At 67.2% G+C, this 23,111-nt stretch carries 20 protein-coding genes and 4 tRNA genes; 19 read left to right on the forward strand and 5 right to left on the reverse strand.

Annotation, left to right across the window (positions count from 1 at the left end; genetic code table 11):
* The 3 genes from ISN75_RS07835 (at position 1) to ISN75_RS07845 (ending at position 1,827) form a co-directional block, all read left to right on the forward strand.
* Complete coding sequence (locus ISN75_RS07835) at positions 1-447, forward strand: ArsR/SmtB family transcription factor (RefSeq protein WP_168647659.1); 447 nt, start codon at positions 1-3, stop codon at positions 445-447.
* A gap of 63 nt (positions 448-510) precedes the next feature.
* Positions 511-1,215 carry a DUF899 domain-containing protein gene (locus ISN75_RS07840; protein WP_168647658.1) on the forward strand — a complete coding sequence of 235 codons (705 nt, stop codon included), beginning with the start codon at positions 511-513 and terminating at the stop codon, positions 1,213-1,215.
* A gap of 18 nt (positions 1,216-1,233) precedes the next feature.
* Complete coding sequence (locus ISN75_RS07845) at positions 1,234-1,827, forward strand: DUF899 family protein (RefSeq protein ID WP_343819000.1); 594 nt, start codon at positions 1,234-1,236, stop codon at positions 1,825-1,827.
* A 275-nt stretch (positions 1,828-2,102) separates the two neighbouring features.
* Here ISN75_RS07845 and ISN75_RS07850 read toward each other — a convergent pair whose 3' ends face one another.
* Positions 2,103-3,533 carry an MFS transporter gene (locus ISN75_RS07850; protein WP_343819002.1) on the reverse strand — a complete coding sequence of 477 codons (1,431 nt, stop codon included), beginning with the start codon at positions 3,531-3,533 and terminating at the stop codon, positions 2,103-2,105.
* A 127-nt stretch (positions 3,534-3,660) separates the two neighbouring features.
* Between ISN75_RS07850 and ISN75_RS07855 the strand changes: the two genes are divergently transcribed.
* From ISN75_RS07855 to ISN75_RS07865, 3 genes are all read left to right on the forward strand, one after another.
* The gene (locus tag ISN75_RS07855) at positions 3,661-4,596 is read left to right on the forward strand and encodes a LysR family transcriptional regulator (protein WP_167255548.1); all 936 of its coding nucleotides are present in this window, start codon (positions 3,661-3,663) and stop codon (positions 4,594-4,596) included.
* 96 nt (positions 4,597-4,692) lie between these two features.
* Complete coding sequence (locus tag ISN75_RS07860; RefSeq protein WP_246866657.1) at positions 4,693-5,013, forward strand: hypothetical protein; 321 nt, start codon at positions 4,693-4,695, stop codon at positions 5,011-5,013.
* 168 nt (positions 5,014-5,181) lie between these two features.
* Positions 5,182-5,541 (forward strand): hypothetical protein, encoded by a 360-nt coding sequence (locus tag ISN75_RS07865; RefSeq protein ID WP_167255544.1) that lies wholly within the window; start codon positions 5,182-5,184, stop codon positions 5,539-5,541.
* Between the two features lie 124 nt (positions 5,542-5,665).
* Here ISN75_RS07865 and ISN75_RS07870 read toward each other — a convergent pair.
* Together ISN75_RS07870 and rnd are read right to left on the reverse strand one after the other, a co-directional pair.
* Positions 5,666-5,741: transfer RNA gene (locus ISN75_RS07870), tRNA-Ala, on the reverse strand.
* A 59-nt stretch (positions 5,742-5,800) separates the two neighbouring features.
* On the reverse strand, positions 5,801-6,916 hold the full coding sequence (gene rnd / locus ISN75_RS07875) for a ribonuclease D (protein ID WP_167255542.1): 1,116 nt from the start codon (positions 6,914-6,916) through the stop codon (positions 5,801-5,803).
* 108 nt (positions 6,917-7,024) lie between these two features.
* Between rnd and ISN75_RS07880 the strand changes: the two genes are divergently transcribed.
* The 10 genes from ISN75_RS07880 to ISN75_RS07925 all read left to right on the forward strand — a co-directional run bounded on the left by ISN75_RS07880 (position 7,025) and on the right by ISN75_RS07925 (position 18,439).
* A complete protein-coding gene (locus ISN75_RS07880; RefSeq protein WP_343819005.1) occupies positions 7,025-8,974 on the forward strand; it encodes a formylglycine-generating enzyme family protein in 1,950 nt (649 codons plus the stop codon).
* 249 nt (positions 8,975-9,223) lie between these two features.
* Positions 9,224-9,308, forward strand: a tRNA-Leu gene (locus ISN75_RS07885).
* 86 nt (positions 9,309-9,394) lie between these two features.
* Positions 9,395-10,687 carry a trigger factor gene (gene tig / locus ISN75_RS07890; protein ID WP_343819007.1) on the forward strand — a complete coding sequence of 431 codons (1,293 nt, stop codon included), beginning with the start codon at positions 9,395-9,397 and terminating at the stop codon, positions 10,685-10,687.
* A 201-nt stretch (positions 10,688-10,888) separates the two neighbouring features.
* On the forward strand, positions 10,889-11,518 hold the full coding sequence (gene clpP, locus ISN75_RS07895; protein ID WP_167255536.1) for an ATP-dependent Clp endopeptidase proteolytic subunit ClpP: 630 nt from the start codon (positions 10,889-10,891) through the stop codon (positions 11,516-11,518).
* Positions 11,519-11,622: 104 nt separating this feature from the next.
* Positions 11,623-12,918, forward strand: coding sequence for an ATP-dependent Clp protease ATP-binding subunit ClpX (clpX, locus tag ISN75_RS07900; RefSeq protein ID WP_167255534.1), 1,296 nt, complete (start codon positions 11,623-11,625; stop codon positions 12,916-12,918).
* A gap of 218 nt (positions 12,919-13,136) precedes the next feature.
* Positions 13,137-15,647, forward strand: coding sequence for an endopeptidase La (gene lon, locus ISN75_RS07905; RefSeq protein WP_343819010.1), 2,511 nt, complete (start codon positions 13,137-13,139; stop codon positions 15,645-15,647).
* A 343-nt stretch (positions 15,648-15,990) separates the two neighbouring features.
* Positions 15,991-16,263, forward strand: a complete 273-nt coding sequence (locus tag ISN75_RS07910; RefSeq protein ID WP_019465590.1) for an HU family DNA-binding protein — start codon at positions 15,991-15,993, stop codon at positions 16,261-16,263.
* A gap of 20 nt (positions 16,264-16,283) precedes the next feature.
* Positions 16,284-16,358, forward strand: a tRNA-Val gene (locus tag ISN75_RS07915).
* A 9-nt stretch (positions 16,359-16,367) separates the two neighbouring features.
* Positions 16,368-16,444: transfer RNA gene (locus ISN75_RS07920), tRNA-Asp, on the forward strand.
* 90 nt (positions 16,445-16,534) lie between these two features.
* On the forward strand, positions 16,535-18,439 hold the full coding sequence (locus tag ISN75_RS07925; RefSeq protein WP_167255530.1) for a SurA N-terminal domain-containing protein: 1,905 nt from the start codon (positions 16,535-16,537) through the stop codon (positions 18,437-18,439).
* 236 nt (positions 18,440-18,675) lie between these two features.
* On the opposite strand, the gene ISN75_RS07930 is transcribed toward ISN75_RS07925, so the two are convergent.
* On the reverse strand, positions 18,676-19,908 hold the full coding sequence (locus ISN75_RS07930) for a LysM peptidoglycan-binding domain-containing protein (protein ID WP_343203594.1): 1,233 nt from the start codon (positions 19,906-19,908) through the stop codon (positions 18,676-18,678).
* Positions 19,905-20,669 carry a hydroxyacylglutathione hydrolase gene (gene gloB, locus ISN75_RS07935; RefSeq protein WP_168647650.1) on the reverse strand — a complete coding sequence of 255 codons (765 nt, stop codon included), beginning with the start codon at positions 20,667-20,669 and terminating at the stop codon, positions 19,905-19,907. Before gloB ends, ISN75_RS07930 begins: the two co-directional genes overlap by 4 nt.
* 203 nt (positions 20,670-20,872) lie before the next feature.
* Between gloB and ISN75_RS07940 the strand changes: the two genes are divergently transcribed.
* From ISN75_RS07940 to dnaQ, 3 genes are read left to right on the forward strand one after another with little or no spacing between them, the layout of a single operon-like run.
* Positions 20,873-21,565: a class I SAM-dependent methyltransferase gene (locus ISN75_RS07940; protein ID WP_167255526.1), complete on the forward strand. Its 693-nt coding sequence runs from the start codon at positions 20,873-20,875 to the stop codon at positions 21,563-21,565.
* Between the two features lie 23 nt (positions 21,566-21,588).
* On the forward strand, positions 21,589-22,032 hold the full coding sequence (gene rnhA / locus ISN75_RS07945; protein WP_168647716.1) for a ribonuclease HI: 444 nt from the start codon (positions 21,589-21,591) through the stop codon (positions 22,030-22,032).
* Complete coding sequence (gene dnaQ / locus ISN75_RS07950; RefSeq protein ID WP_168647649.1) at positions 22,029-22,766, forward strand: DNA polymerase III subunit epsilon; 738 nt, start codon at positions 22,029-22,031, stop codon at positions 22,764-22,766. The genes rnhA and dnaQ overlap by 4 nt, the downstream gene beginning before the upstream one ends.
* Positions 22,767-23,111: the final 345 nt, after the last annotated feature.

Genomic DNA, 23,111 nt, shown 5'->3' on the forward strand with positions numbered 1-23,111 from the left:
ATGATGAATATCCAGCAGCTCCTGCACCTCGTCGACGCCTCGGGCGAACACCCCGAGCTGGCCCGGGAACGCCTCAACCAGGTGTTCTTCGCGCTTTCCGATCCGGTACGCCGGGACATCCTCGAACGGCTCGACGGCCAGGCCTTGCTGGTATCGGAAATCGCCGCCGCTTTCGATATCTCGCTGCAGGCCGTATCGCGCCATATCCAGGTGCTGGTGCGCACCGGCCTGATCCAGCAGGAACGCACCGGCCGGATCAGCCGCTGCAGCCTGGATGCCGGCCCCATGCTGGAAGCGGCGGTATGGATGAACCGCTACAGCAAATACTGGCAGCAGCAGTTCGACCTGCTCGCCGTCACCCTGGCGGATATCGACGAGCGCCGCGCCGCGGCGGCCGCGAAGCCTGCGCGCAAAGCCGCGAAGAAGCGCACGCCAGGCAGGAAATAAGCGCGCCGCGACGGCACGCCGTCCATGCAAGCCCCAACTCCCCCTTATCCCGAGGTAATGGTCATGGCTCAGCATCGCATCGTCAGTCACGAGGAATGGCTCAAGGCCCGCAAGCTCTTCCTCGCCAAAGAGAAAGAACTCACCCATCTGCGCGACGAAGTCACCCGGCAGCGCCAGGAGCTGCCGTGGGAGCTGGTCGAGAAGAACTATGCGTTCGAGACGGCGCAGGGCAGGGCCACGCTGGCCGATCTGTTCGGCGATCGCAGCCAGCTGATGGTTTATCACCTGATGTATGCGCCGGAGTGGGAAATCAGCTGCAAGAGCTGCGCGTTCTGGGCCGACAACTTCAACGGCATCGTGCCGCACCTGGCCCAGCACGACGTCGCCTTCGCGGCGATCTCGCGCGCGCCGCTGGCCAAGCTGCAGAAGCAGGCGCGCGAGTTCGGCTGGGCTTTCCCCTGGGTGTCCTCGCTGGACGATTTCAACTACGACTACCAGGTGTCGTTCCGGCCCGACGTGCTCGAGCGCGGCGAGGCTTACTACAACTACGGCAGCATCAAGGTCAGCGGCACCGATTACCCCGGCGTCAGCGCGTTCTTCAAGGACGAGGACGGCAAGGTCTACCACACCTATTCCACCTACTCGCGCGGCATCGACATCTTCAACGCCGCCTACCAGTACCTGGATGCTTCGCCGCTGGGCCGCAACGAGGAAAGCCTGTCGTACCCGATGGCCTGGGTGAAGCACCGCATCGCCTACGGCACCTGAGCGCCAAGGAACACCGCCATGAAATACAACGACGTGAGCGGCAAGCTCGCCGACTACCGCCGCCAGATCGCTGCCATCCGCGAGCAGATGCGCGACACGCTGGCCGGCGTGGAGCCGCAGCGGGTGGACGATTACGAGTTCAACGGCAGCGAGGGCAAGGTGCGCCTGTCCGAGCTGTTCGGCGAACACGAAGACCTGATCGTGGTGCACAACATGGGCGTGGCCTGTTCGTACTGCACGCTGTGGGCGGATGGCTACAACGGCATCCACCAGCATGTGGTGACGCGCGCGGGTTTCGCCGTGACCAGTCCGGATCGTCCTTCGGTGCAGAAGCGCATGGCGGAGCTGCGCGGCTGGACATTCCCGATACTCAGCCACGAAGGCAGCAGCTTCGCCAGGGACATGGGCTATGTATCGCCCAAGGGCGGCTGGCTGCCGGGGCTGTCGGTGTTCCGCCGCGACGGCGACGCCATCTTGCGCGTATCCGACACCGGCTTCAGTCCCGGCGACGACTTCTGCGTGCTGTGGCATTTCTTCGACATGCTGCCGGGCGGCGTCGGCGCGTGGCCCGGGGTGACCGCGGCCGTGCCGCCCTGCTGCGGCGAACATTGAGGAGGGCGGCTTATGTGTCCTTTATGCATCGGTACCGCGTGGCTGATCGCCGGCGGAGTGAGTTCCGCCGGTGGCGTCGCCACCGTGGCGTGGCGTTCGGTGGCGAAGCGGCGCCGGCGGGATGCTCCCGCGAAGCACGTCGACAAAGCGATCAAGCCGCGCCGGTTGAAAGCATCGCACCCCGCGTAGAAACATCCGGCGTAGGTTGGGGTGAGCGAACGCGAACCCCAACGGACGTGCGAGGCGGTGCCGGCGTAGGTTGGAGTTCGCTGCGCTCACCCCAACCTACGCCGGGCTGAAACTCTGATCGCCAGCACCATCAAGGCCGCGGCCACGCCGAAGGTCGTGCGCATGCCGAATGCCACCGCGGTTGGCGCGGCATGTGCGACATCGCCGCTGCCCACCGCCCACGCAAATATCCCGGCCATCGCCGACGCACCCGTCACCAGGCCGAGATTGCGCGACAGGCTGAGCATCCCCGACACCACGCCGCGCTGGCCTTGCGCCACGCCCGTCATCATCGCGGTGTTGTTGGAAGCCTGGAACAGCGCATAGCCGAGCGTGGTGATCACGATGGGGCCGATATAGCCGGCTACGCCGAGCGGCCACAAGGTGGACAGGGACAGCAACGAGGTGCCGATGGCGATGCCGATCAGGCCGAGCACGGTCGTGCGGCGCGCACCCAGGCGATCCACCAGGCGGCCAGCCGGCACGCCGCTCAATGCGGTGACGCAAGGGCCGGAGGACAACACCAGGCCCGCCCACAGCGGCGCCAGGCCAAGCGCCCGCGACAGGTAGAACGGCCCGACCACCAGCGTCGTCATCATCACCGCCGACACCAGCGCGCTCATCGCCAGCCCCGCGCTCAGGTCGCCATCGCGCAGCATCGACAGGCGAATCAGCGGTGCGGCCACTTGCGTCTGTGCGTAGGCGAACAACGCGGCGCCCGCAACGGCGGCCAGCAGAAGCGCGAGATTGAGCGCGCCGAACTTCCCGTGGCCCAGTGTCATGGCGAGCGCATACGCCGCCAGCGCCACCGCCAGCAGCACAGTGCCGAGCGGGTCGAAACCGGCGCTCGCCGGCTTGTCGGCGGTGCGCTCCCGCGGCATATGCCGCGACACCAGCACGAAGGCCAGCACCCCCAGCGGCACATTGACCAGGAAGATCGCCGGCCAGCCGAACGCCGCCGCCAGCACGCCGCCCAGCGACGGCCCCAGCGCGGTGCCGATTGCCGACATGGTGCCGAGCAGGCCCATCGCGCGGCCGATCCGGTCGCGGGGCACGGCTTCGCTGACGCTGGCGATGGTGAGCGCGAGCATGATCGCCGCGCCCAGTCCCTGCTCCGCGCGTGCCGCGATCAGCACCCACAGCTGCCCGCTCACGCCGCACAGCATCGAAGCGAAGGTGAAGCAGAAGATGCCCACCAGCAGCAGGCGCCTGCGGCCGACCAGGTCGCCCAGGCGTCCGGCGCCGACGATCAGCGTGGTGATCGCCAGCAGATAGGCCAGCACCACCCATTGCACCTGCTGGAACGGCGCGTCGAACGCTTTCGCCAGCAGCGGCAGGCTGGTGTTGGCGATGCTGGTGTCCAGCGAGGGCAGCAGCATGGACAGCGCCAGGCCGGCCAGCGCCCAGGGCGCGGCGGGCTGGCGCGTGGCGCCCTCGATGGCGCATTCGCCCTGGGCGGAAACAAGCGGCTTGGACATGAAGCGGGCGACTCCGGCAGCGTGGATGCCGGCAAATTAATGCCGCTCGTGGCATGGCGGAAGGCGCAGCATTTGCACTTTATCCGTGCGTTTGACGCCAGGTATCGCCGCTGCCATGGTGGCGCGCATGTCCATGCCCGATCTCAACCTGCTGGTCACTCTCAACGTGCTGCTGGCCGAAGGCAGCGTCGCGCGCGCCGCGCGGCGGCTGCGGCTGAGCCCTTCGGCGATGAGCCGCGCACTGGCCCGTCTGCGCGAAGCCACCGGCGACCCGCTGCTGGTGCGCGCCGGCCGCGGCCTGGTGCCGACGCCGCGCGCGCTGGAACTGCGCGACCGGGTCGGCCAGCTCGTGCTGGGTGCGGAGGAAGTGCTGCGCCCCGCGGTCAGGCCGCGGCTGGAGCAGCTGGCGCGCACCTTCACCCTGCGCACCAGCGAGGGCTTCGTGGAGAACTTCGGCCCCGCGCTGATCGCCCGCATCGCCGCCGAAGCGCCGGGCATCCACCTGCGTTTCATGCAGAAGCCGGACAAGGACAGCGCGCCGCTGCGCGACGGCATCGTCGACCTGGAAACCGGCGTGGTCGACTCCAACGCCGGCCCCGAGATGCGCGTGCAGGCGCTGTTCCGCGACCGCTATGTCGGCGTGGTGCGCCATGGCCATCCGCTTGGCCGCGGCCGGCTCACCGCGGCGCGCTATGCGGGCGGGCGCCATATCAGCGTGTCGCGGCGCGGCCGCGAAAAGGGACCGATCGACGCCGCGCTCGCCGCGCTGGGGCTGGCGCGCGAAGTCGCCACCATCGTCGGCGGCTTCGCCACCGCACTGTCGCTGGCGCGGCAGACCGACCTGATCGCCAGCGTGCCGGAACGCCATACCGGCAATCTGCGCGAAGGCATGCACAGCTTCGCGTTGCCGGTGGCGACGCCGGTCTTGAACATCTCGATGCTGTGGCATCCGCGCCTGCATGCGGATCCGGTGCACCAATGGCTGCGCGAATGCGTTCGGGAGGTCTGCGGCCCGCCGGACGGCAAGCCGGCGGGAAGGCCGCGGCGCGCGGCCCGCCGCTAGGGTTCCTTCGGATCGCAAAAGGAGAATGGAATGAAATTGCGTGCATGCATGCTTGCGGTGGTGCTTGGAGCAGCTTTCCTCGGCGCGGGCTGCTCCATGAAACAGCAAGCGGACGCCAAGTTCGGCGACCAGAACTTCAAGACCGCCATCGCGCTGATCGAGCTGTACAAGGTGCGCTACGGCCACTACCCGGATGCCCTGCGCGATATCCGCTACGCCGGCGACTGGGATGCCATCGCGCTCAACTCGGTGGCATACAAGCGCGTGGACGGCGGCTATGAGCTGGACGTGGTGCGCGGCTGGGTGGGGCGGCCCACGCTGTCGTATCCGGCGGACTTCTGGCAGGGACTGGGGCTGGTCTCGTCGAACGTGGCAGGCGTGCCGCAGCGGATGGCGCCGCCTTCCTCAGCCCGCTGACTGGCCACGCATCGCCGGGCGGCTTGGTGACTTCTTGACGGATATGCCGGAAGGCGAGGGGCCGGCCGATTCTGGCCTTTAATCGGTCATTGGCGCATCAGACGCTCGCTTCATCATGCGTTTGCGAGTCACGGCCAGCTGGCCCCTATGCAACCAAAGGAGATGGATATGAATCGGAAGTTCCGGACGATAGCGGTGATCCCGGTGGCTGCTTTTGCCGTCCTGGGCCCCTTTTCCGCCAGTTATGCCAGCGACGATGTCTCCACGGATCGCGGGTTGCTTGCGTTCGTCCTTCGCAACGACACGGTTCTGGCGCGAGTGTCGGAGAACTGCCAGGACGTTTCCGTCGCGCGGGCGGCTCTCAATGGCCGCATGGGTTTCACCATCCAGGCCGAGTGCGCGATCAAAGACGGGCGCGAGGAGAATGCCGACTGCTCTGCTTACCGCATCAACGCCACCGGCACCATCGACAGTCCGGCCCAGGCAACCGTGCGCCACCTGATGCTGGACCTGCGCTGCTCAGCCTGACGAGGTGCGAGCAAGCCCCGCGCGCAGCATGAGGCGCGGTGGGGTAAACGGGCGAGGGAAGAACGGCGGGCAACGAAAAAGCCCCGAAAGCGCTGGTCTTTCGGGGCTTTATGTCTGGAATGAATGGTGGAGCGGAGGAGGATCGAACTCCCGACCTTCGCATTGCGAACGCGACGCTCTCCCAGCTGAGCTACCGCCCCACGCGAGCCGCGGATATTAGCAGCGGCACCGGGGGCCGCCAAGCCCCCTCGCGCAAGCCTCAGCCGGGCAGCAGGCTTGCCAGGCGGTCGTGCAGGTGTTCGCGGCGCCAGCCTTCCAGGAATTCCGGCCAGGCGCGGGTGACGACGTAGGTCTCCAGCACCTTGCGCGGGCACAGCAGGCCGGGGGGCAGGTCCAGCGCCAGCGCGGTGCTGTCGACGGCGTCCTTCATCGCAGCCAGCGCCTTCTTCGCCTCGCCCTGCGGCGTGCCGGGAATCGGCGCGGTGGCGGCGATGTCTTCTTCGGTGACCGGCTGCTGCAACAGATGAAACAGCTCGGTGCGCTGCGGGCTGCGCAGGGCGCGCTGGCCGCGGGTGCGTTCGTCGAGTTCGGCCATGCTCTGCGGCGGCAGCTGCGCCAGGTTCATGGCCTGGGCGTCTTCCAGCAGCCAGGGGCGCGGGCGGTCCTGCTGGCGCGCGGTGGCGTCGCGCCACAGCAGGATGCGGCGCAGGCGCGCCTGCTGCGCGGGCTGCCATTCGGCGGCGCCGCGGAAATTCTCCTGCGGCTGCGGATCGCCTTCGCGCACGCAGGCGCGGCGCTTGAGGCGTTCGCAGTCTTCCGCATGCCAGGCGCCGCGGCCGCGCTGCTCCAGGCGCGCGGCAAGCTGCTCGTGCACGGGTTCGAGATAGACCACGTCGAGCGTGGCGTAGGCGCGCTGCGATTCGGTGAGCGGACGCTGCATCCAGTCCGAGCGCGTCTCGCCCTTGTCCAGTTCGGCGCCGACCAGTTCGGCCACCAGCGCGCGATAGCTGATGCCCAGGCCCATGCCGACGAAGGCCGCGGCGATCTGGGTGTCGAACAGCCGCGCGGGGCCGCCGGGCAGCAGCGGGGCCAGCGCTTCGAGATCTTCGCTGCCGCTGTGCATCACGGTGAGCAGTTGCCCGTTGCCGAGCAGCGGGCGCAGCGCGTCGCCGATGTCGAAGGCGAGCGGATCGACCAGCGCGTAGCGCCCGTTCCAGCCCAGCTGCAGCAGCGCCAGCTGCGGATAGAACGTGTTGCGGCGCATGAACTCGGTGTCGAGATCGAGCGCGGCGTCGGCGGGCAGCGCGGCAAGCCATTGCTCGAGCGCAGCGCGGCTGGTGATCCAGTCCGCCGCCGGGATAACGGGAAGTTGCATCGAAGCTTCCTTCGCAGCCTGAGGGACATGCATCGCTCATTGTCCTGTCAGGGGTTTGTGCCTATGGTTAGCGGCGCACCTTAGCAGGCTGCCCCAAGGACACGCACCATGCCGAGCAAGGAAACCGTACAACGCCAGCGCGCCCTGGGCGGAGCGCTTGGCGTGGTCATGCTCGGGATGGCGCTGGTCTATCACTTCTTTCCGCGCGTGTTCCATGTCGACCCGACGCGGGTGCAGACGCAGCGCGCCATGAACCTCGGCCCCGCCGCCGCGCCGCTCGGCACCGGCCGCGCGCCGGCGAGCACGGCGCAGGCCGAACTCGATGCCGGCCCGCCGGTGACGCTGGCCCCGACCGATGTGATCGTGGCGCGCATGAGCAGGAAGAACGAAAGCCTGCCCGAGCAGAAGAGCGCGGATACGCCCGAAGTCGAAGCGCTGCTGGACAAGGCCACCAAGGCGCTGCGCAACGGCCAGCTGGCCGGCGACAAGGACGGCGCCGCCGCGCTGTTCGCCGAAGCGCTGAAGCTGAAACCCGACAGCCGCGCCGCCGCGCAGGGCCTGTACGAAGTGCGCGCGCGCCTGGTGGCGGAGATCGGCCAGGACATCCTGGTCGGCGACGAGGAGTCGGCCAAGGACCTGCTCGACGCATTGAAGAGCGTGCCCGACAGCAAGGACGACGTGGCCCAGGCCGAGGCCAGGCTCAAGACACTGGCCCAGGTGCGGCCGATGCTGGCGCAGGCGGCAGCCTTGCTGCAGCAGGGCAAGGTGGACGCGCCCAAGGGCGGCAATGCGCTGGAGCTGTATCGCCAGGTGCAGCAGCTCGATGCCGAAAACGCGGTGGCCGCGCAGGGCATCGCGCAGGTGCAGCGCGCGGTGCTCGATCGCGCCCTGGCCGCGGTGGCCAGCAACGACTTCAAGGGCGCCGGCGATGCGCTGACCGAGGCGGCCACCATCCTGCCCGGCTCGCCCGCGCTGCAGGACGTGCAGGGCCGCGTCGACGGCATCCGCCACCAGCGCGCCGCCAACCTGCTGGCGCAGGCGCGTTCGGCGCTGGACGGCGGCGACCAGGCGCTGGCGCTGCAGCTGGCCGAGCAGGTGAAGGAGCTGGCGCCAGACCTGCAGGGCCTCGCCGACCTGCAGGAACGCCTGACCAATGCGCGCCTCTACGCCAGCTACAAGCCGGGGCAGGTGTTCGCCGACCGTTATGTGGATCTGCCGGGGCAGACGCCGTCGATGGTGGTCATTCCCACCGGCAGCTTCAGCATGGGCGCGCCGGATGGCGAGGAAGGCCATGCGGGTGCGGAGACGCCGCAGCACCAGGTCGCCATCGGCAAGGGCTTCGCGCTGTCGCGCGCGGAAATCACCATCGGGCAGTTCCGCGAATTCGTGCGCGCCAGCGGCTACCAGCCGGACTCGCAGAAGCTCGGCGGCGCCAGCGTCTACGACGAACGCAGCGGCGCGCTGCGCGACGATCCCGACGCCACCTGGCAGAGCGACTACGCCGGCCGCGCCGCCACCGACGAGCGCCTGCCGGTGGTGAACATTTCCTGGAACGACGCCAAGGCCTACGTCGACTGGCTCAGCCAGCGCACCGGCAAGCGCTACCGCCTGCCCAGCGAGGCCGAGTTCGAATACGCGCTGCGCGGCGGCACCACCACCAAGTACTGGTGGGGCAACGGCACGCCCACCCGCAAGGTGGAAAACCTCACCGGCGCGGGCGACCGCTCGCAGAGCGGCCGGCGCTGGAGCAATGCGTTCGAGAAGTACCGCGACGGCTACTGGGGGCCGGCGCCGGTGATGAGCTTCGAAGCCAACCCATACGGCCTGTTCGATATCGACGGCAACGTGTCGGAGTGGGTGATGGACTGCTGGCACGACAGCTACGTGCGCGCGCCCACCGACGGCAGCGCCTGGGTCAACCCCGGCTGCTCGACCCGGGTGGTGCGCGGCGGCTCCTGGGGCAGCTCGCCGGACCAGGTGCGCTCGGCCTACCGGCAGGGCGCCGACGGCAATGTGCGCAGCGGACGGGTGGGCTTTCGCGTTCTCCGCGAGCTGTGAGACCGCGCCCGCGCGGCTTGCGGCGCGCAAGCCATTGAGCGGGCGGCATCTTTATATAAAGGCGTGGACAAGCCGCCATTGGCTTGTCTTGCCGCCGCGCGCAACCGTAAAATGGCCCGCTTTCGTGTAAGGGAATCATCGACTTAGGGCGAGGGGCCCGGGTACGGACGGGGGACGGGGCAGGCCAGGTGCCTGCGTGAATTCCTCGCGGTATCCGCAGCTTAGGCGTCTTTCCCCGGGTCGGTCCGAGCGAAAGTGGCGGAATTGGTAGACGCACTGGATTTAGGTTCCAGCGGTTAACCCCGTGAGGGTTCGAGTCCCTCCTTTCGCACCATCCCTTATCGAATTGGTGGTTTTCATTGCGGGCGGCACGACCGCCGGGCGCGGTCGGCGCGCACTTTCGGGTATTCAGGAGACGTCATGCAGGTTTCGGTTGAAAACGTTGGCAAGCTCGAGCGCAAGCTCACGGTGAAGTTCCCCGCGGAGCGCTTCGAGTCGCAGGTCAGCGCTCGCATCGCCGAGATGGGCCGCACGGTGCGCCTGAAGGGCTTCCGTCCGGGCAAGGTGCCGACCACGGTGATCCAGCAGCGCTTCGGCGCGCAGGTGCGCGGCGAGGTGCTGTCCGACCTGATCGGCAGCACCCTGCGCGAGGCGGTGAACCAGGAGAACCTGCGTCCGGTCGCCAACCCCTCGGTGGACACCACCGGCCAGCCGGAAAACGGCGAGATCACCTACACCGCCACCTTCGAAATCATGCCGGAGTTCCCGGAAGTCGACGTGGCCGCGCTGGAGATCAAGCGCCCGGTCGCCGAAGTGACCGACGCCGACATCGAGAAGATGATCGAGACCCTGCGCGCCCAGCGCCGCAGCTTCGACGAAGTGGCCCGCGCCTCGGCCGAGGGCGACTTCGTGATGTTCGAGTACAGCGCCACCGCCGGCGACTACCGCTTCCCGGCCGAAGGCCTGGAGCGCGCCGGCAGCGTGCTGGGCTCCGGCACCCTGTTCAAGGCGCTGGACGAGGCCCTGACCGGCCGCTCGGCCGACGACGAGTTCGAGACCGACGTGGAATTCCCCGCCGATTTCCGCAACGAGAACCTGGCCGGCAAGACCGCCAAGGTCTCGTTCAAGATCGTGAAGGTGCAGGAACCCAAGCTCCCCACCGTGGACGGCGAGTTCGCCAAGCTGTTCGGCATCGCCGACGGCGACCTGGAGCAGTTCCGCAAGGAAGTGCGCAACAACCTGGAGCGCGAGCTCAAGGCCACCCTGATGGCGCGCCTGAAGTCCCAGGTGGCCGAGAAGCTGGCGGACGCCCACGACGGCCTGGAAGTGCCGAACATCATGGTGCAGTCCGAGGCCCAGCAGCTCGCCGCCGGCAGCGTGCCGCGCGGCCAGCAGCCGCCGCCGCAGCTGGTCGAGGCCGCCGCGCCGATGGCCCGCAAGCGCGTGATCGCCGGCCTGCTGATGAGCGAGCTGGCCCGCAAGCAGGAGCTGAAGCTGGACCGCACCCGCCTGGCCGAGCAGCTCGCCGCGATCGCCTCGACCTACGAGGAGCCGGAAAAGGTCATTGAACTGTACAACTCCGACCCCCAACTGATGTCCGGGCTGCAGAACCGCGTGATGGAAGACCAGGTCGCGCTGTGGGTGGCGGATAACGCCAAGACCACCGACGAGAACCTGAGCTTCGACGAGGTGATGCGCCCGGTCAGCGCCTGAGGCGGGTATCGATCGACAGCCCGCCGTTCCTTGGAGTTTTAAGGAGTCGACGCGGCCGGCCTTGATGGTCCGGCCGCGGAGCGGGCAGCGACGAACCACGTGCCGCAGGAACGCGCGATTTCCGCCCGGATGGCGGTTTGGCGCGGTTTCCAGCACGATCCATCAGCAATGTCAGGCGTATCAACCCGGAGAGCGACAAGCATGGCCATGGACCCGATCCAGAACCTCAACCTGGTCCCCATCGTCGTCGAGCAGACGGCGCGTGGCGAGCGTTCGTACGACATTTATTCGCGCCTGCTGAAAGAGCGCGTGATCTTCCTCGTCGGCGAAGTCAACGACCAGGTTGCCAACCTGCTGGTCGCGCAGATGCTGTTCCTGGAGTCCGAAAACCCGGACAAGGACATCCATCTGTATATCAACAGCCCGGGCGGTGCGGTTACCGCCGGCCTGGCGATCTACGACACCATGCAGTTCATCAAGCCCGACGTCAGCACCATGTGCGTGGGCCAGGCCTGCAGCGCCGCCTCGCTGCTGCTGATGGCCGGCGCCAAGGGCAAGCGCTATTCGCTGCCCAATTCGCGCGTGATGATCCACCAGCCGTCGGGCGGCGCCCGCGGCCAGGCCACGGATATCGAGATCCAGGCCCAGGAAATCCTGTACCTGCGCCGCCGCCTTAACGATATTTACGTACAGCACACCGGCCAGCCGCTGGACAAGATCGAGCGGGACATGGAGCGCGACCGCTTCATGAGCGCCGAGGCCGCCCGCGACTACGGCCTGATCGACCAGGTGCTGGACCGCCGCGCCGGCGAAACGGTCAAGTCCGCCTGATCCGCGGCCGTTACAGTGCTTGAGGGCCGGGTTCTGCGTCTGGAATCGGACGCGGAACCCTGTGCTATTCTCGCGTCGCAACCGATTTACAGCAGGGTTACAGCATGACTGACGAGCGGCAGGGCCGTTCCAACGACAGCGGCAAGATTCTCTACTGCTCCTTCTGCGGCAAGAGCCAGCATGAAGTGCGCAAGCTGATCGCGGGTCCCTCCGTGTTCATCTGCGACGAGTGCGTGGAGCTTTGCAACGACATCATCCGCGAGGAGCTGGAGGAGAAGGCCGCCTCCGGGCGCAGCCAGCTGCCCAAGCCGCGCGAGATCATGGAGACGCTCGATCAGTACGTGGTCGGCCAGACCCGCGCCAAGAAGGCGCTGGCGGTGGCCGTGTACAACCACTACAAGCGCATGGAATCGCGCCAGAAGAGCGACGACGTCGAACTGGGCAAGTCCAACATCCTGCTGATCGGCCCGACCGGCTCCGGCAAGACGCTGCTGGCCGAGACGCTGGCGCGCCTGCTCAACGTGCCGTTCACGATCGCCGACGCCACCACGCTGACCGAAGCCGGCTACGTGGGCGAGGACGTGGAAAACATCATCCAGAAGCTGCTGCAGAAGTGCGACTACGACGTCGACAAGGCGCAGTCGGGCATCGTCTACATCGACGAAATCGACAAGATCTCGCGCAAGAGCGAGAACCCGTCGATCACCCGCGACGTGTCCGGCGAAGGCGTGCAGCAGGCCCTGCTGAAGCTGATCGAAGGCACGCTGGCCTCGGTGCCGCCGCAGGGCGGTCGCAAGCATCCGCAGCAGGAATTCCTGCAGGTCGACACCAAGAACATCCTCTTCATCTGCGGCGGCGCGTTCGCCGGACTGGAGAAGGTGATCCAGCAGCGTTCCGAAACGACCGGCATCGGCTTCTCCGCCGAAGTGCGCAGCAAGGAGCGCACCGAGAACCTCGGCAAGGTGCTGGCGGACGTGGAGCCGGCGGACCTGGTCCGCTTCGGCCTGATCCCGGAATTCGTCGGCCGCCTGCCGGTGGTCGCGACCCTGGACGAGCTGGACGAGCCGGCCCTGGTGAAGATCCTCACCGAGCCGCGCAACGCCGTCACCAAGCAGTTCAAGAAGCTGTTCGAGATGGAAGGCGTGGAGCTGGAATTCCGCCCGGAGGCCCTGCAGGCGATCGCCCGCAAGGCGCTCAAGCGCAAGACCGGCGCGCGCGGCCTGCGCACGATCCTGGAGCAGGTGCTGCTCGACACCATGTACGAGCTGCCCTCGCTGGAGCACGTCAGCAAGGTGGTCGTGGACGACGCCGTCATCAACGGCCAGGCCGAGCCCTACCTGATCTATCGCGGCAACCTGCAGCAGCAGCGCGTGGCGGGCGAGAGCGGCGACGCGGCCTGAACAGTCTTTCCAGGCTGAACGAACGGCTCCGGAGCAATCCGGGGCCGTTTTTTTTGAGGCCCAGGTTTTCGTGGCTGTTTCATTGCTACAGGCCGTTTTGCTTTTCGTTGCCGCGCATGCACTTGTATGACAACGCCCCGGCCTCCACTTGACGATCAGATGCCTCCGGCGCAGTGTCGGGGCGTAGTCGTTTTAGTCCCCAGAGGGAACCATTTCACATGGCAAAAAATGCCCCCCTTCCCGTCGCCACCGGTGCCGCGCTGGACGCGCTTCCGGTCCTGCCGCTGCGCGACGTGGTGGTCTATCCGCACATGGTCATCCCGCTGTTCGTGGGCCGCGACAAATCGATGCGCGCTTTGGAGCGCGCCATGGAAGGCGAGCGCCAGATCCTGCTGGTGGCGCAGAAGAGCCCGGACATCGACGACCCCGCGGTCGCCGACCTGCATCAGATCGGCACGCTCGCCGGCGTGCTGCAGCTGCTGAAGCTGCCCGACGGCACCGTGAAGGTGCTGGTCGAGGGCCAGGCGCGCGTATCCGTCGAGAAGTACCAGGAAGACGGTGGCATGCTGATGGCAACCTCACGCATCATCGAGCCGCAGTACAGCGCCAAGGAGCGCGAGCTCGACGTGGTGTCGCGCACGCTGGTCTCGCTGTTCGAGCAGCTGGTGAAGCAGAGCCGCAAGCTGCCGCCGGAAGTGCTGGCCACCTTGTCCGGCATCGACGATCCCTCGCGCCTGGCCGACTCCATCGCCGCGCATCTGTCCGTGCGCATGGCCGACAAGCAGAAGGTGCTGGAAACCGCCGACGTCGGCCAGCGCCTCGAATTGCTGATCGGCCTGGTCGACGGCGAGATGGATCTGCAGCAGGTGGAAAAGCGCATCCGCGGCCGCGTGAAGTCGCAGATGGAGAAGAGCCAGCGCGAGTACTACCTCAACGAACAGATGAAGGCCATCCAGAAGGAGCTCGGCGAGAGCGAGGAGGGCCCGAACGAAGTCGAGGAACTGCAGAAGAAGATCGACAACGCCGGCATGCCCAAGCCGGTGCTGGCCAAGGCGCGCCAGGAATTCAGCAAGCTGCGCCAGATGTCGCCGATGTCGGCCGAAGCCACGGTGGTGCGCAACTACCTCGACTGGCTGGTCGGCGTGCCGTGGAAGAAGCGCAGCAAGGTGCGCAAGGACCTGCAGCTGGCGCAGGACGTGCTCGATGCCGACCACTTCGGCCTGGAGAAGGTCAAGGAGCGCATCCTCGAATACCTCGCCGTGCAGCAGCGCGTGAACACCATGAAGGGCCCGATCCTGTGCCTGGTCGGCCCGCCCGGCGTGGGCAAGACCTCGCTCGGCCAGTCCATCGCCAAGGCGACCAACCGCAAGTTCGTCCGCATGAGCCTGGGCGGCGTGCGCGACGAGGCCGAGATCCGCGGCCATCGCCGCACGTACATCGGTTCGATGCCGGGCCGCATCGTGCAGAACTTGAACAAGGTCGGCACCAAGAACCCGCTGTTCGTGCTGGACGAAATCGACAAGATGTCGATGGACTTCCGCGGCGATCCGTCCTCGGCCCTGCTCGAGGTGCTGGATCCGGAACAGAACCACACCTTCAACGACCATTACCTGGAGGTCGATCTCGACCTGTCCGAGGTGATGTGGATCGCCACCGCCAACTCGCTCAACATTCCCGGTCCGCTGCTGGACCGCATGGAAGTCATCCGCATCCCCGGCTACACCGAGGATGAGAAGCTGGGGATCGCGCAGAAGTACCTGCTGCCGAAGCAGCTGAAGGCCAATGGCCTGAAGCCGGAAGAACTCAGCGTGGACGGCGAAGCCATCCGCGACATCGTGCGCTACTACACGCGCGAATCCGGCGTGCGCAACCTCGAGCGCGAGGTGTCCAAGATCTGCCGCAAGGTGGTGAAGGAGCTGACCCTGGGCGAGGCGAAGAAGGTGTCGAAGGCCAAGGCCGCCAAGCCGGAAACGGCGAAGACCGCCAAGGCGAAGAAGCCGTCGGCGATCAAGGTCACCTCCGGGAACCTCGAGCATTACCTCGGCGTGCGCCGCTTCGATTTCGGCCGCAAGGAACTGCAGAACGAAGTGGGCCTGGTCACCGGCCTGGCGTGGACGCAGGTGGGCGGCGATCTGCTCAGCATCGAAGCCTCGATCGTGCCGGGCAAGGGCCGCCTGGTGCATACCGGCCAGCTCGGCGACGTGATGAAGGAATCGATCCAGGCTGCGCTCTCCGTGGTGCGCGCGCGCGCGGACCGCTTCGGCATCGACCCGGAATTCCACCAGAACCTGGACATCCACATCCACGTGCCGGAAGGCGCCACGCCGAAGGACGGCCCGAGCGCGGGCATCGCCATGTGCACGGCGCTGGTGTCGGCCTTGACCAAGGTGCCGGTGCGCTCCGAAGTGGCGATGACCGGCGAGATCACCCTGCGCGGCCGCGTGCTGCCGATCGGTGGCCTCAAGGAGAAGCTGCTGGCGGCGCATCGCGGCGGCATCACCACGGTGATCATTCCGGAAGAGAACAAGAAGGACCTCGCCGACATTCCGTCCAACATCACCGGCCAGCTGGAGATCCACGCGGTGCGCTGGATCGACGAAGTGCTCGACATCGCGCTGGAGCGTCCGCTGCAGCCGCGCCAGGCCGGCGAAGCGGAAGCTGGCGCGAAGGTCGAGAAGAAAGTCGACGGCAACGAAGACTCCGCCGAGACGCCCGTTCGTCCGCACTGAGCGGCGCACTGGTCATCGTAAGCAAGCCGAAGTGGCATGCCTCTGGCATGCCACTTTTTTGTTGCGCGAATACTGCTTCGCATGTGCGCCGGGTAACGTTTCGCACCCCTTCCGGCAAGTGCCGGCGAGACCTTCGAAAAGCCTGAAAGCCTTGGTATTGCTTGTATTGCGGACCCTAGGGGCCACTGGTATAAAGAGCGGCACCGCAATCCAGGCGCGTCGTCGTCAAGCGCATGATGCGGGGTCGCGGGGCGGCGCCCACCGGTCGCCAAATCATCCTAGTCGGCGTCGTCTCGTCCCAGACTGACCACGCGGGCCGCATAACGTTTAAGGGAGTGTCTCAATGAATAAAACCGATCTGATCAATGCCATTGCCGAGAAGGCCGAACTCACCAAGGCCGACGCCGGCCGCGCGCTCGAGGCTTTCTTCGAGACCGTGCAGAAGGCACTGAAGAAGGGTGACGATGTGTCGGTCGTGGGCTTTGGCACGTTCACCGTGCGCAAGCGCGCCGCCCGTACCGGCCGCAACCCGCGCACCAACGAGACGATCAAGATCAAGGCCTCGAAGGTTCCGGCTTTCAAGGCTGGCAAGACCCTGAAGGATGCCCTAAACTAAGCGGCTTCTCGCTTGGTTTCGGGTGCTTAGCTCAGCGGTAGAGCACCGCCCTTACAAGGCGATGGTCGTAGGTTCGATCCCTACAGCACCCACCAGAAAACTGCGGAGCGGTAGTTCAGTCGGTTAGAATGCTGGCCTGTCACGCCGGAGGTCGCGGGTTCGAGTCCCGTCCGCTCCGCCACAGTTCGCAAGGGCGCCCGCGTGGCGCCCTTGCTTTTTATGGACCGCGCCGGGTCGGGCGCACTCGATCAACCCTGACGGGAAGATTCCCATGTTGCAGGCACTACGTACCAAGCTGCACGGCTGGCCGTCGATCATCATCCTCGGCATCTGTGTCTTCGCCATCTCGTTCTTCGGCATCGAGTCGTATTTCATGTCGCACACCGAGACCTTCGTGGCGAAGGTGGGCAAGCATGAGATCTCCCAGCAGGACTTCCAGCAGCGCATGAACAACCTGCGCCAGCAGATGGTCCAGCAGCAGGGCGAGCAGTTCGACCCCGCCGCGTTCGAGAAGCCGGAGAACAAGCTGCGCGTGGTCAACGCGATGATCGACCAGCGCCTGCTGGTGGATGCCGCCGAGAAGATGGGCATGCGCATCTCCGACCAGCAGCTGCGCGACGCCATCATGGCTTTCCCCGGCCTGCAGCAGAACGGCAAGTTCGACGCCGGCCTGTACCGCGCCTTCCTCGCCGGCATGGGCCGCACGCCCGGCCAGTTCGAGGCGGAGCTGCGCAACGAGCTCGACGTCGCCCAGCTGCCCGACGCGATCACCGCGTCCACCCTGGTCACCGACGCCGACATCGACCGCTACCTCAACCTGAGCATGCAGCGCCGCGACCTGCGCTACTTCGCGCTGCCGCGCCCGGCGCTGACCGACGTCAAGGTCGACGACGCGCAGATCGACGCCTACTACAAGTCGCACCAGGGCGACTTCATGAATCCCGAGCAGGTCTCGGTGAAGTACATCGAAGTCAGCGGCGACGACCTGAAGCTGGACACCCAGCCCAGCGAGGACGACCTCAAGAAGCGCTACGAGGAAGGCAAGCAGCGCTTCATGATGCCGGAGCAGCGCCTGGTCTCGCACATCCTGGTGAACGTGCCGAAGAACGCCTCGCCGGAGCAGCAGAAGGCCGCGCTGGCCAAGGCCGAGCAGCTGGCCGGCGAAGCCACGCCGGACAACTTTGCCAAGCTGGCCGGGCAGTCCTCCGACGACCTGGGTTCCAAGCGCACCGGCGGCGATCTCGGCTGGCTGGAGAAGGGTGTGGCCAACCCCGCCTTCGACGAGGCGCTGTTCAAGCTGCAGAAGGGCCAGGTGTCCAAGCCCGTGCTGTCCGACGAGGGCTATCACGTGCTGTGGCTGCGCGACGTGCGCAACGGCCAGCCCAAGCCGTTCGCCGAGGTGCGCGAGCAGCTGGTGAAGGAAGCGCTCACCGGCGACCGCGACCGCAAGTACAACGAGATCGCCGGCAAGCTCACCGACAGCGCCTACCAGAACCCAGGTTCGCTGGAACCCGCCGCGCAGGCGCTGGGCCTGCCGATCAAGACCACCGAGCTGTTCGCGCGCCAGGGCGGGGCGGGCATTGCCGCCAACCCGAAGGTGGCGCAGGCCGCATTCGCCGACGACGTGCTGGCGCAGGGCAACAATTCCGGCCTGATCGACCTGGGCAACGACCACGCCGTGGTGATCCACGTCGACAAGCACGTCTCCGCCGCGGTCAAGCCGCTGGCCGAGGTGCGCGACACCGTGCGCCAGAAGATCCTGGACGAGCGCGTCGCCGCCGCCGCCAAGGCCAAGTCCGACGAGCTGCTGGCCCGCCTGCAGAAGGGCGAGGACATCGCCGCCGTGGCCGCCTCGGTCGGCGCGCCGCTGAAGACTTCCGCCGAAGCCACCCGCGGCTCGGCCGACGTGGCACCGGAGCTGCTGGACGCCGCATTCAAGCTGCCGCATCCCGCGCCGGGCAAGCCGCAGTTCACCAGCGTGGCGCAGCTGGACGGCTCCTACGACCTGGTGGCGCTGGACAAGGTGCAGGACGCCGACCTGTCCAAGCTGCCGGCCCAGCAGCGCGACATGCTGCGCCAGCAGATGGCGCGCGTGTACGGCGCCTCGGCGACGCAGGAGTTCATCGACGCGCTGAAGGCGAAGACCGAGATCAAGGTCGCTACGGATCGCATGTAAGCGACCTGGCAGCGCAACGGAAAAGGCGGCCGCGAGGCCGCCTTTTTTGTTTCCGGCCACGATGGCACCCATTGCCGTCATTCCGGCGCAGGCCGCAATCTGGTGGCGTCACAGTCCGATGCCGCGATACCGCCAGGGGCTCCGGTATTGCGGTGATGCACCGATAACCGAGCGTGAGGATGGCGCCGCGCGGGCGCGCCATGGCGCGACGCCAGTCTGGCGCGTTGCACGGCCGGTCAGCCCTGCGCGCTGAGCTTCAGCACCTGGCCCAGCCGCAGCGTGGAGCTCTGCAGCCCGTTCCAGCGCTTGATCTGGTTGACGTCCAGCGAATAGTGGCGCGCGATGTTCCACAGCGTTTCGCCGGCCTTGACCGTATGCGTGCGCGAAGAAGCGGCGGCGCTGTCGTCCTGCGCGGCGGAAGGGCCGTTCGCCGCCGCGGCCAGGCGGTTGTCATTGCTGTCCGCGCTGGCGAGGTTGTTGCCGTTCTGCAGCAGCGAATTGCGGAACTGCTCGACGCGGCCGCTCGGCATCACCAGGTAGGAAGCCGCGCGCTTGTCGACATAGCCGTTGCGGAAACCGGCATTGAGGTTCTTCAGTTCATCCACCGACATGCCGGCGTGATTGGCCGCCTGCGCCAGCGGCATCGAGCGGTCCAGGTCCACCGACACCAGCTGCTGTTCCGGCGCGATCAGCGGCAGTTCCACATGGAAGCGCTGCGGTTCGCGCACCACGCAGGAAATGGCCAGCAGCTTGGCCAGGTGTTCGCGCGTGACGCGCTTGACCGGCATCTTGGGAATCGCCGGCTCCTCGCCGGGCATGCCGTAGCGGCTGACCATGCCGCGCACGGCGAACTCGCCGGCATTGAAGGCGTAGTCGGCCATGCGCCAGTCGCCGAGATCGTCGTGATAGCGCTTGAGCAGGGCCATGATGGCGTCGGTGGCAGCGGGCATGTCCAGGCGGCCGTCGAAATTCTTGTCCACGCGCATGCCCAGCGCATTGGCCGTCACCGGCATGATCTGCCACATGCCGGCCGGATTGCCCTTCACGCCGGGCACCGGGCGGTAATGGCTTTCCACCCACGGCAGCAGGGCGAACTCGCCGGCCACGCCATGCCTGGCGGCGATCTGCTGCACGTACATCAGGCGCGGCATCACGTCGCGCATCTGCGCTTCGAAGGCGGAAGGGTTCTGCGTGTAACGCCGGGCCCAGTCCATGATCGCCGGGTCCGCATCGCAGTCGGCCATCTGGAAGCTGCCGCGCAGCTGGTCCCACACATTGCCGCTGTCCTGCGGCGCGGCGGGTGCGTCGACGCGGCTGGCGACGTTGTCCACCGCGGGCTTGCCGGATGGCTTGACCACGCGCGGCGCGCCGGCGGTGCTTGCCGGTGCCTGCTGCTGCGGACCGCTGGCGCAGGCGGCCAGGCAGAGCGCGAGCGAAGCGGGAAGAAGGCGGAGACTGGGACGTGTCATGCGCGGAACTCATCCTTGGCGGCGCGCAAAGCGGCGAAGCGCGAAACGCGGTCGTTGCCGGCGCCGTGGCGCGTACACCATTGCGCCACGGCGTCGCTGTCGACGCGCAGGAAAGGGTTGGTGGCGCGCTCGGTGGCGAGCGCCACCGGCAGCGTGGGCTGCGCGCGCTCGCGCAGGGCGCGGACCTGTTCGATGCGCTGCGCCAGTGCCGGGTTGGCCGGTTCCACCGTCTGCGCGAAGCGCCCGTTCGCGGCGGTGTATTCGTGCGCGCAGCAGACCTTCAGGTCGCCGGGCAGGTCGGCCAGGCGGTCCAGCGAGGCCAGCATCTGCTGCGGCGTGCCTTCGAACATACGGCCGCAGCCCATGCTGAACAGCGTGTCGCCGCACAGCAGCACGCCATTGCCCACGTAGGCGATATGGCTGCGGGTATGGCCGGGAATCTCCAGCACGCGGAACTGCGCCGCCGGCTGCGCGATATGCACGGTGTCGCCATCGGCCACGCGCTGCGTGACGTGGCCGATGCGCTCGTCGTGCGGCGCGTACACCGGCACCGGATGGCGCGCCAGCAATTCGCCGACGCCGCCGATATGGTCGTTATGGTGATGCGTGAGCAGCAGCGCGCGCAGGCGCAGTCCGCGCTCGGCGAGCGCGGCTTCCACGGGAGCGGCTTCGCCGGGGTCGACCGCGATCGCGTCGCCGGCATCGTCGTACAGCAACCAGATGTAATTGTCGGCTAGCGCCGGTAGCGGTACGACGTGCAAGGGGGACTCCACTGCGTTTTCGTATCGACTGGCGCAGGCATCCGGGCTTGCGCGAAGTGCGGGACTATAAAGCGGGCGGGAGGGTTGCTCGTTAGCCGGGCGTTAACCGGGGCCGGCGTGTTCAGTCTTGTGCCGGAGTAGGCGGCACCCATGTGAGCAGGGGCAGCGTTTACACTCTCCGCCTGACCGTTGGCCCCGATCTCATGCTGCAGCGCGACCCCGACATCTACGCCAGTGCGCACCTACGCCACCTGCTGGCGGAGGAAGCCGCCGCCATGGCGCCGCTGCTGCAGCGCTGCGCGGGGTCGCATGCGCTGCTGCTGTCCGCGCTGTCGCACGACCATCCGCCGGTGCTGCCTTTGCTGGGCTACTGGACGCGCATGCGCCTGGTCGGCAAGCGTTACCAGGGCGACGTGAAGGCCAGGGCCGACGAGCCCCTGCCGTTCGCCGACGACGCCTTCGGGCTGGTGCTGCTGCGCCATGCGATGGAAGTGGCGCCGGTGCCGCAGTCCCTGCTGCAGGAAGCCTGCCGCGTGCTGGCGCCGGGCGGCGTGCTGGCGGTGACCGGCCTGCATCCGCTCAGCGCCTGGCTGCCCTGGGTGTACTGGCAGCGCCGCCATACCACCATGCCGGCGATCACCTCGCCGCTGACGCTGGAGCGCTGGGTCAGGGCAGGAGAGCTGGAGATCGAACGCGTCGAGCGGGTGGGGCATGTCTGGCCCAACGCCGGCGCCAAGGCCCGCGGCGTGCATCCGCTGGGTGGCGCGTATGTGCTGATCGCACGCAAGAACCGCCGGGTGGCGATCCTGCCGAAATTGAAGCCGGCGCTGGTACCCGCGCCGGTGAACGTGAAACTGGCGCCCGGGGCGCGGCGCGGCGCCCCGTCCGACGCATGACTGACGAACCATTGCAGGTAACGATGACCGAAGTGGAAGCTTTTACCGACGGCGCATGCCTCGGCAATCCGGGGCCGGGCGGCTGGGCCGCCCTGCTGCGCGCGAGGGGGACCGAACGCCTGATCGCAGGCGGTGAGCCGGACACCACCAACAATCGCATGGAGCTGATGGCCGCGATCGCCGCGCTGGAGGCGCTGACGCGCCCGTGCAAGGTGACGCTCACCACCGACTCGCGCTACGTCATGCAAGGCATCGAGGAATGGGTGCCGAAGTGGCGCGCCAACGGCTGGAAGACCGCCGACAAGAAGCCGGTGAAGAACCAGGACCTGTGGCAGCGGCTTGCCACTGCCACCGCGACGCATCAGCTGCGCTGGCAATGGGTGCGCGGCCATAATGGCCATGTGGAGAACGAGCGCGTCGACGTGGCCGCGCGCGAACAGGCCGAGCAGTACAGGAGCACGCGATGAGGCAGATCGTCCTCGATACCGAAACCACCGGTCTTGAAGTCCGCCAGGGGCATCGCCTGATCGAAATCGCGTGCATCGAGATGGTCGAGCGCCGTCCTACCGGGCGCCATTACCAGACGTATCTCAATCCGGATCGGTTGATTGACGAGGGTGCGAAGCAGGTCACCGGTATCGAGGATGAGTTCCTGCTCGATAAGCCGCGGTTTGCCGATGTGGTCGGTGAGTTTCTGGCCTTTATCGATGGGGCTGAGCTGATCATCCATAACGCGAGCTTCGACCTGGGCTTCCTCGACGCCGAACTGGCTCGCCTTGACGGCAACTACGGCCGCATTACCGATCGCTGCCCGGTGATCGACACCCTGGCAATGGCGCGCGAGCGTTTCCCCGGCCAGCGCAACAGCCTGGACGCGCTGTGCAAGCGCTTGGGCGTGGATAACTCCGCCCGCGACCTGCACGGCGGCCTGATCGACTCCCAGCTGCTGGCCGAGGTCTACCTGGCCATGACCTCGGGGCAGGTCGCGCTGGACCTGGCGTTCGAGAGCGCGCCGGAGCAGCAGGGCGCCGCGCAGGTGATCCTGCCGGCGGTGCTTAGCCGGCGGCCGAAGGTGTTGCGTGCGAATGCCGACGAAGTGGCGGCGCATGAGCTGCGGCTGGACGCGCTGGACAAGAGTGCGGGTGGGGTGAGCATCTGGCGCAAAGAGGAAGCGGTGGTGGGGGAGGTGGTGGCTTCTTGAGGGTTGCTTGTTGCGCACGGCTGGGTCTGCAAAACGCCCCGGAAGGGGCGTTTTTGTTTGGCTTCGATAGGGCGCGTGCTTCGGTTGGGAGGGGTGGGATTGTTCGGCCCATCCATGGGCCGAACCCCTTCGCGCTGCGCGCTGCGGGGCCAGCCTGCGGCTGTCCGAATTCGCTCCCGGCGAATTCGTCGAACCGGTGACTCGGCTTGCCGAGTCACCGGTTCTCTATACCAACCCTCTCCGCCAGATACGCAAAACGCCCCGGAAGGGACGTTTTTTGTTTGGCTTCGATGGAGGGCGCGCTTCGGTGGGGAAGGTGGGATTGTTCGGCCCATCCATGGGCCG

This window comes from Dyella marensis (genome assembly GCF_049532885.1).
GTDB lineage: Bacteria > Pseudomonadota > Gammaproteobacteria > Xanthomonadales > Rhodanobacteraceae > Dyella_D > Dyella_D marensis.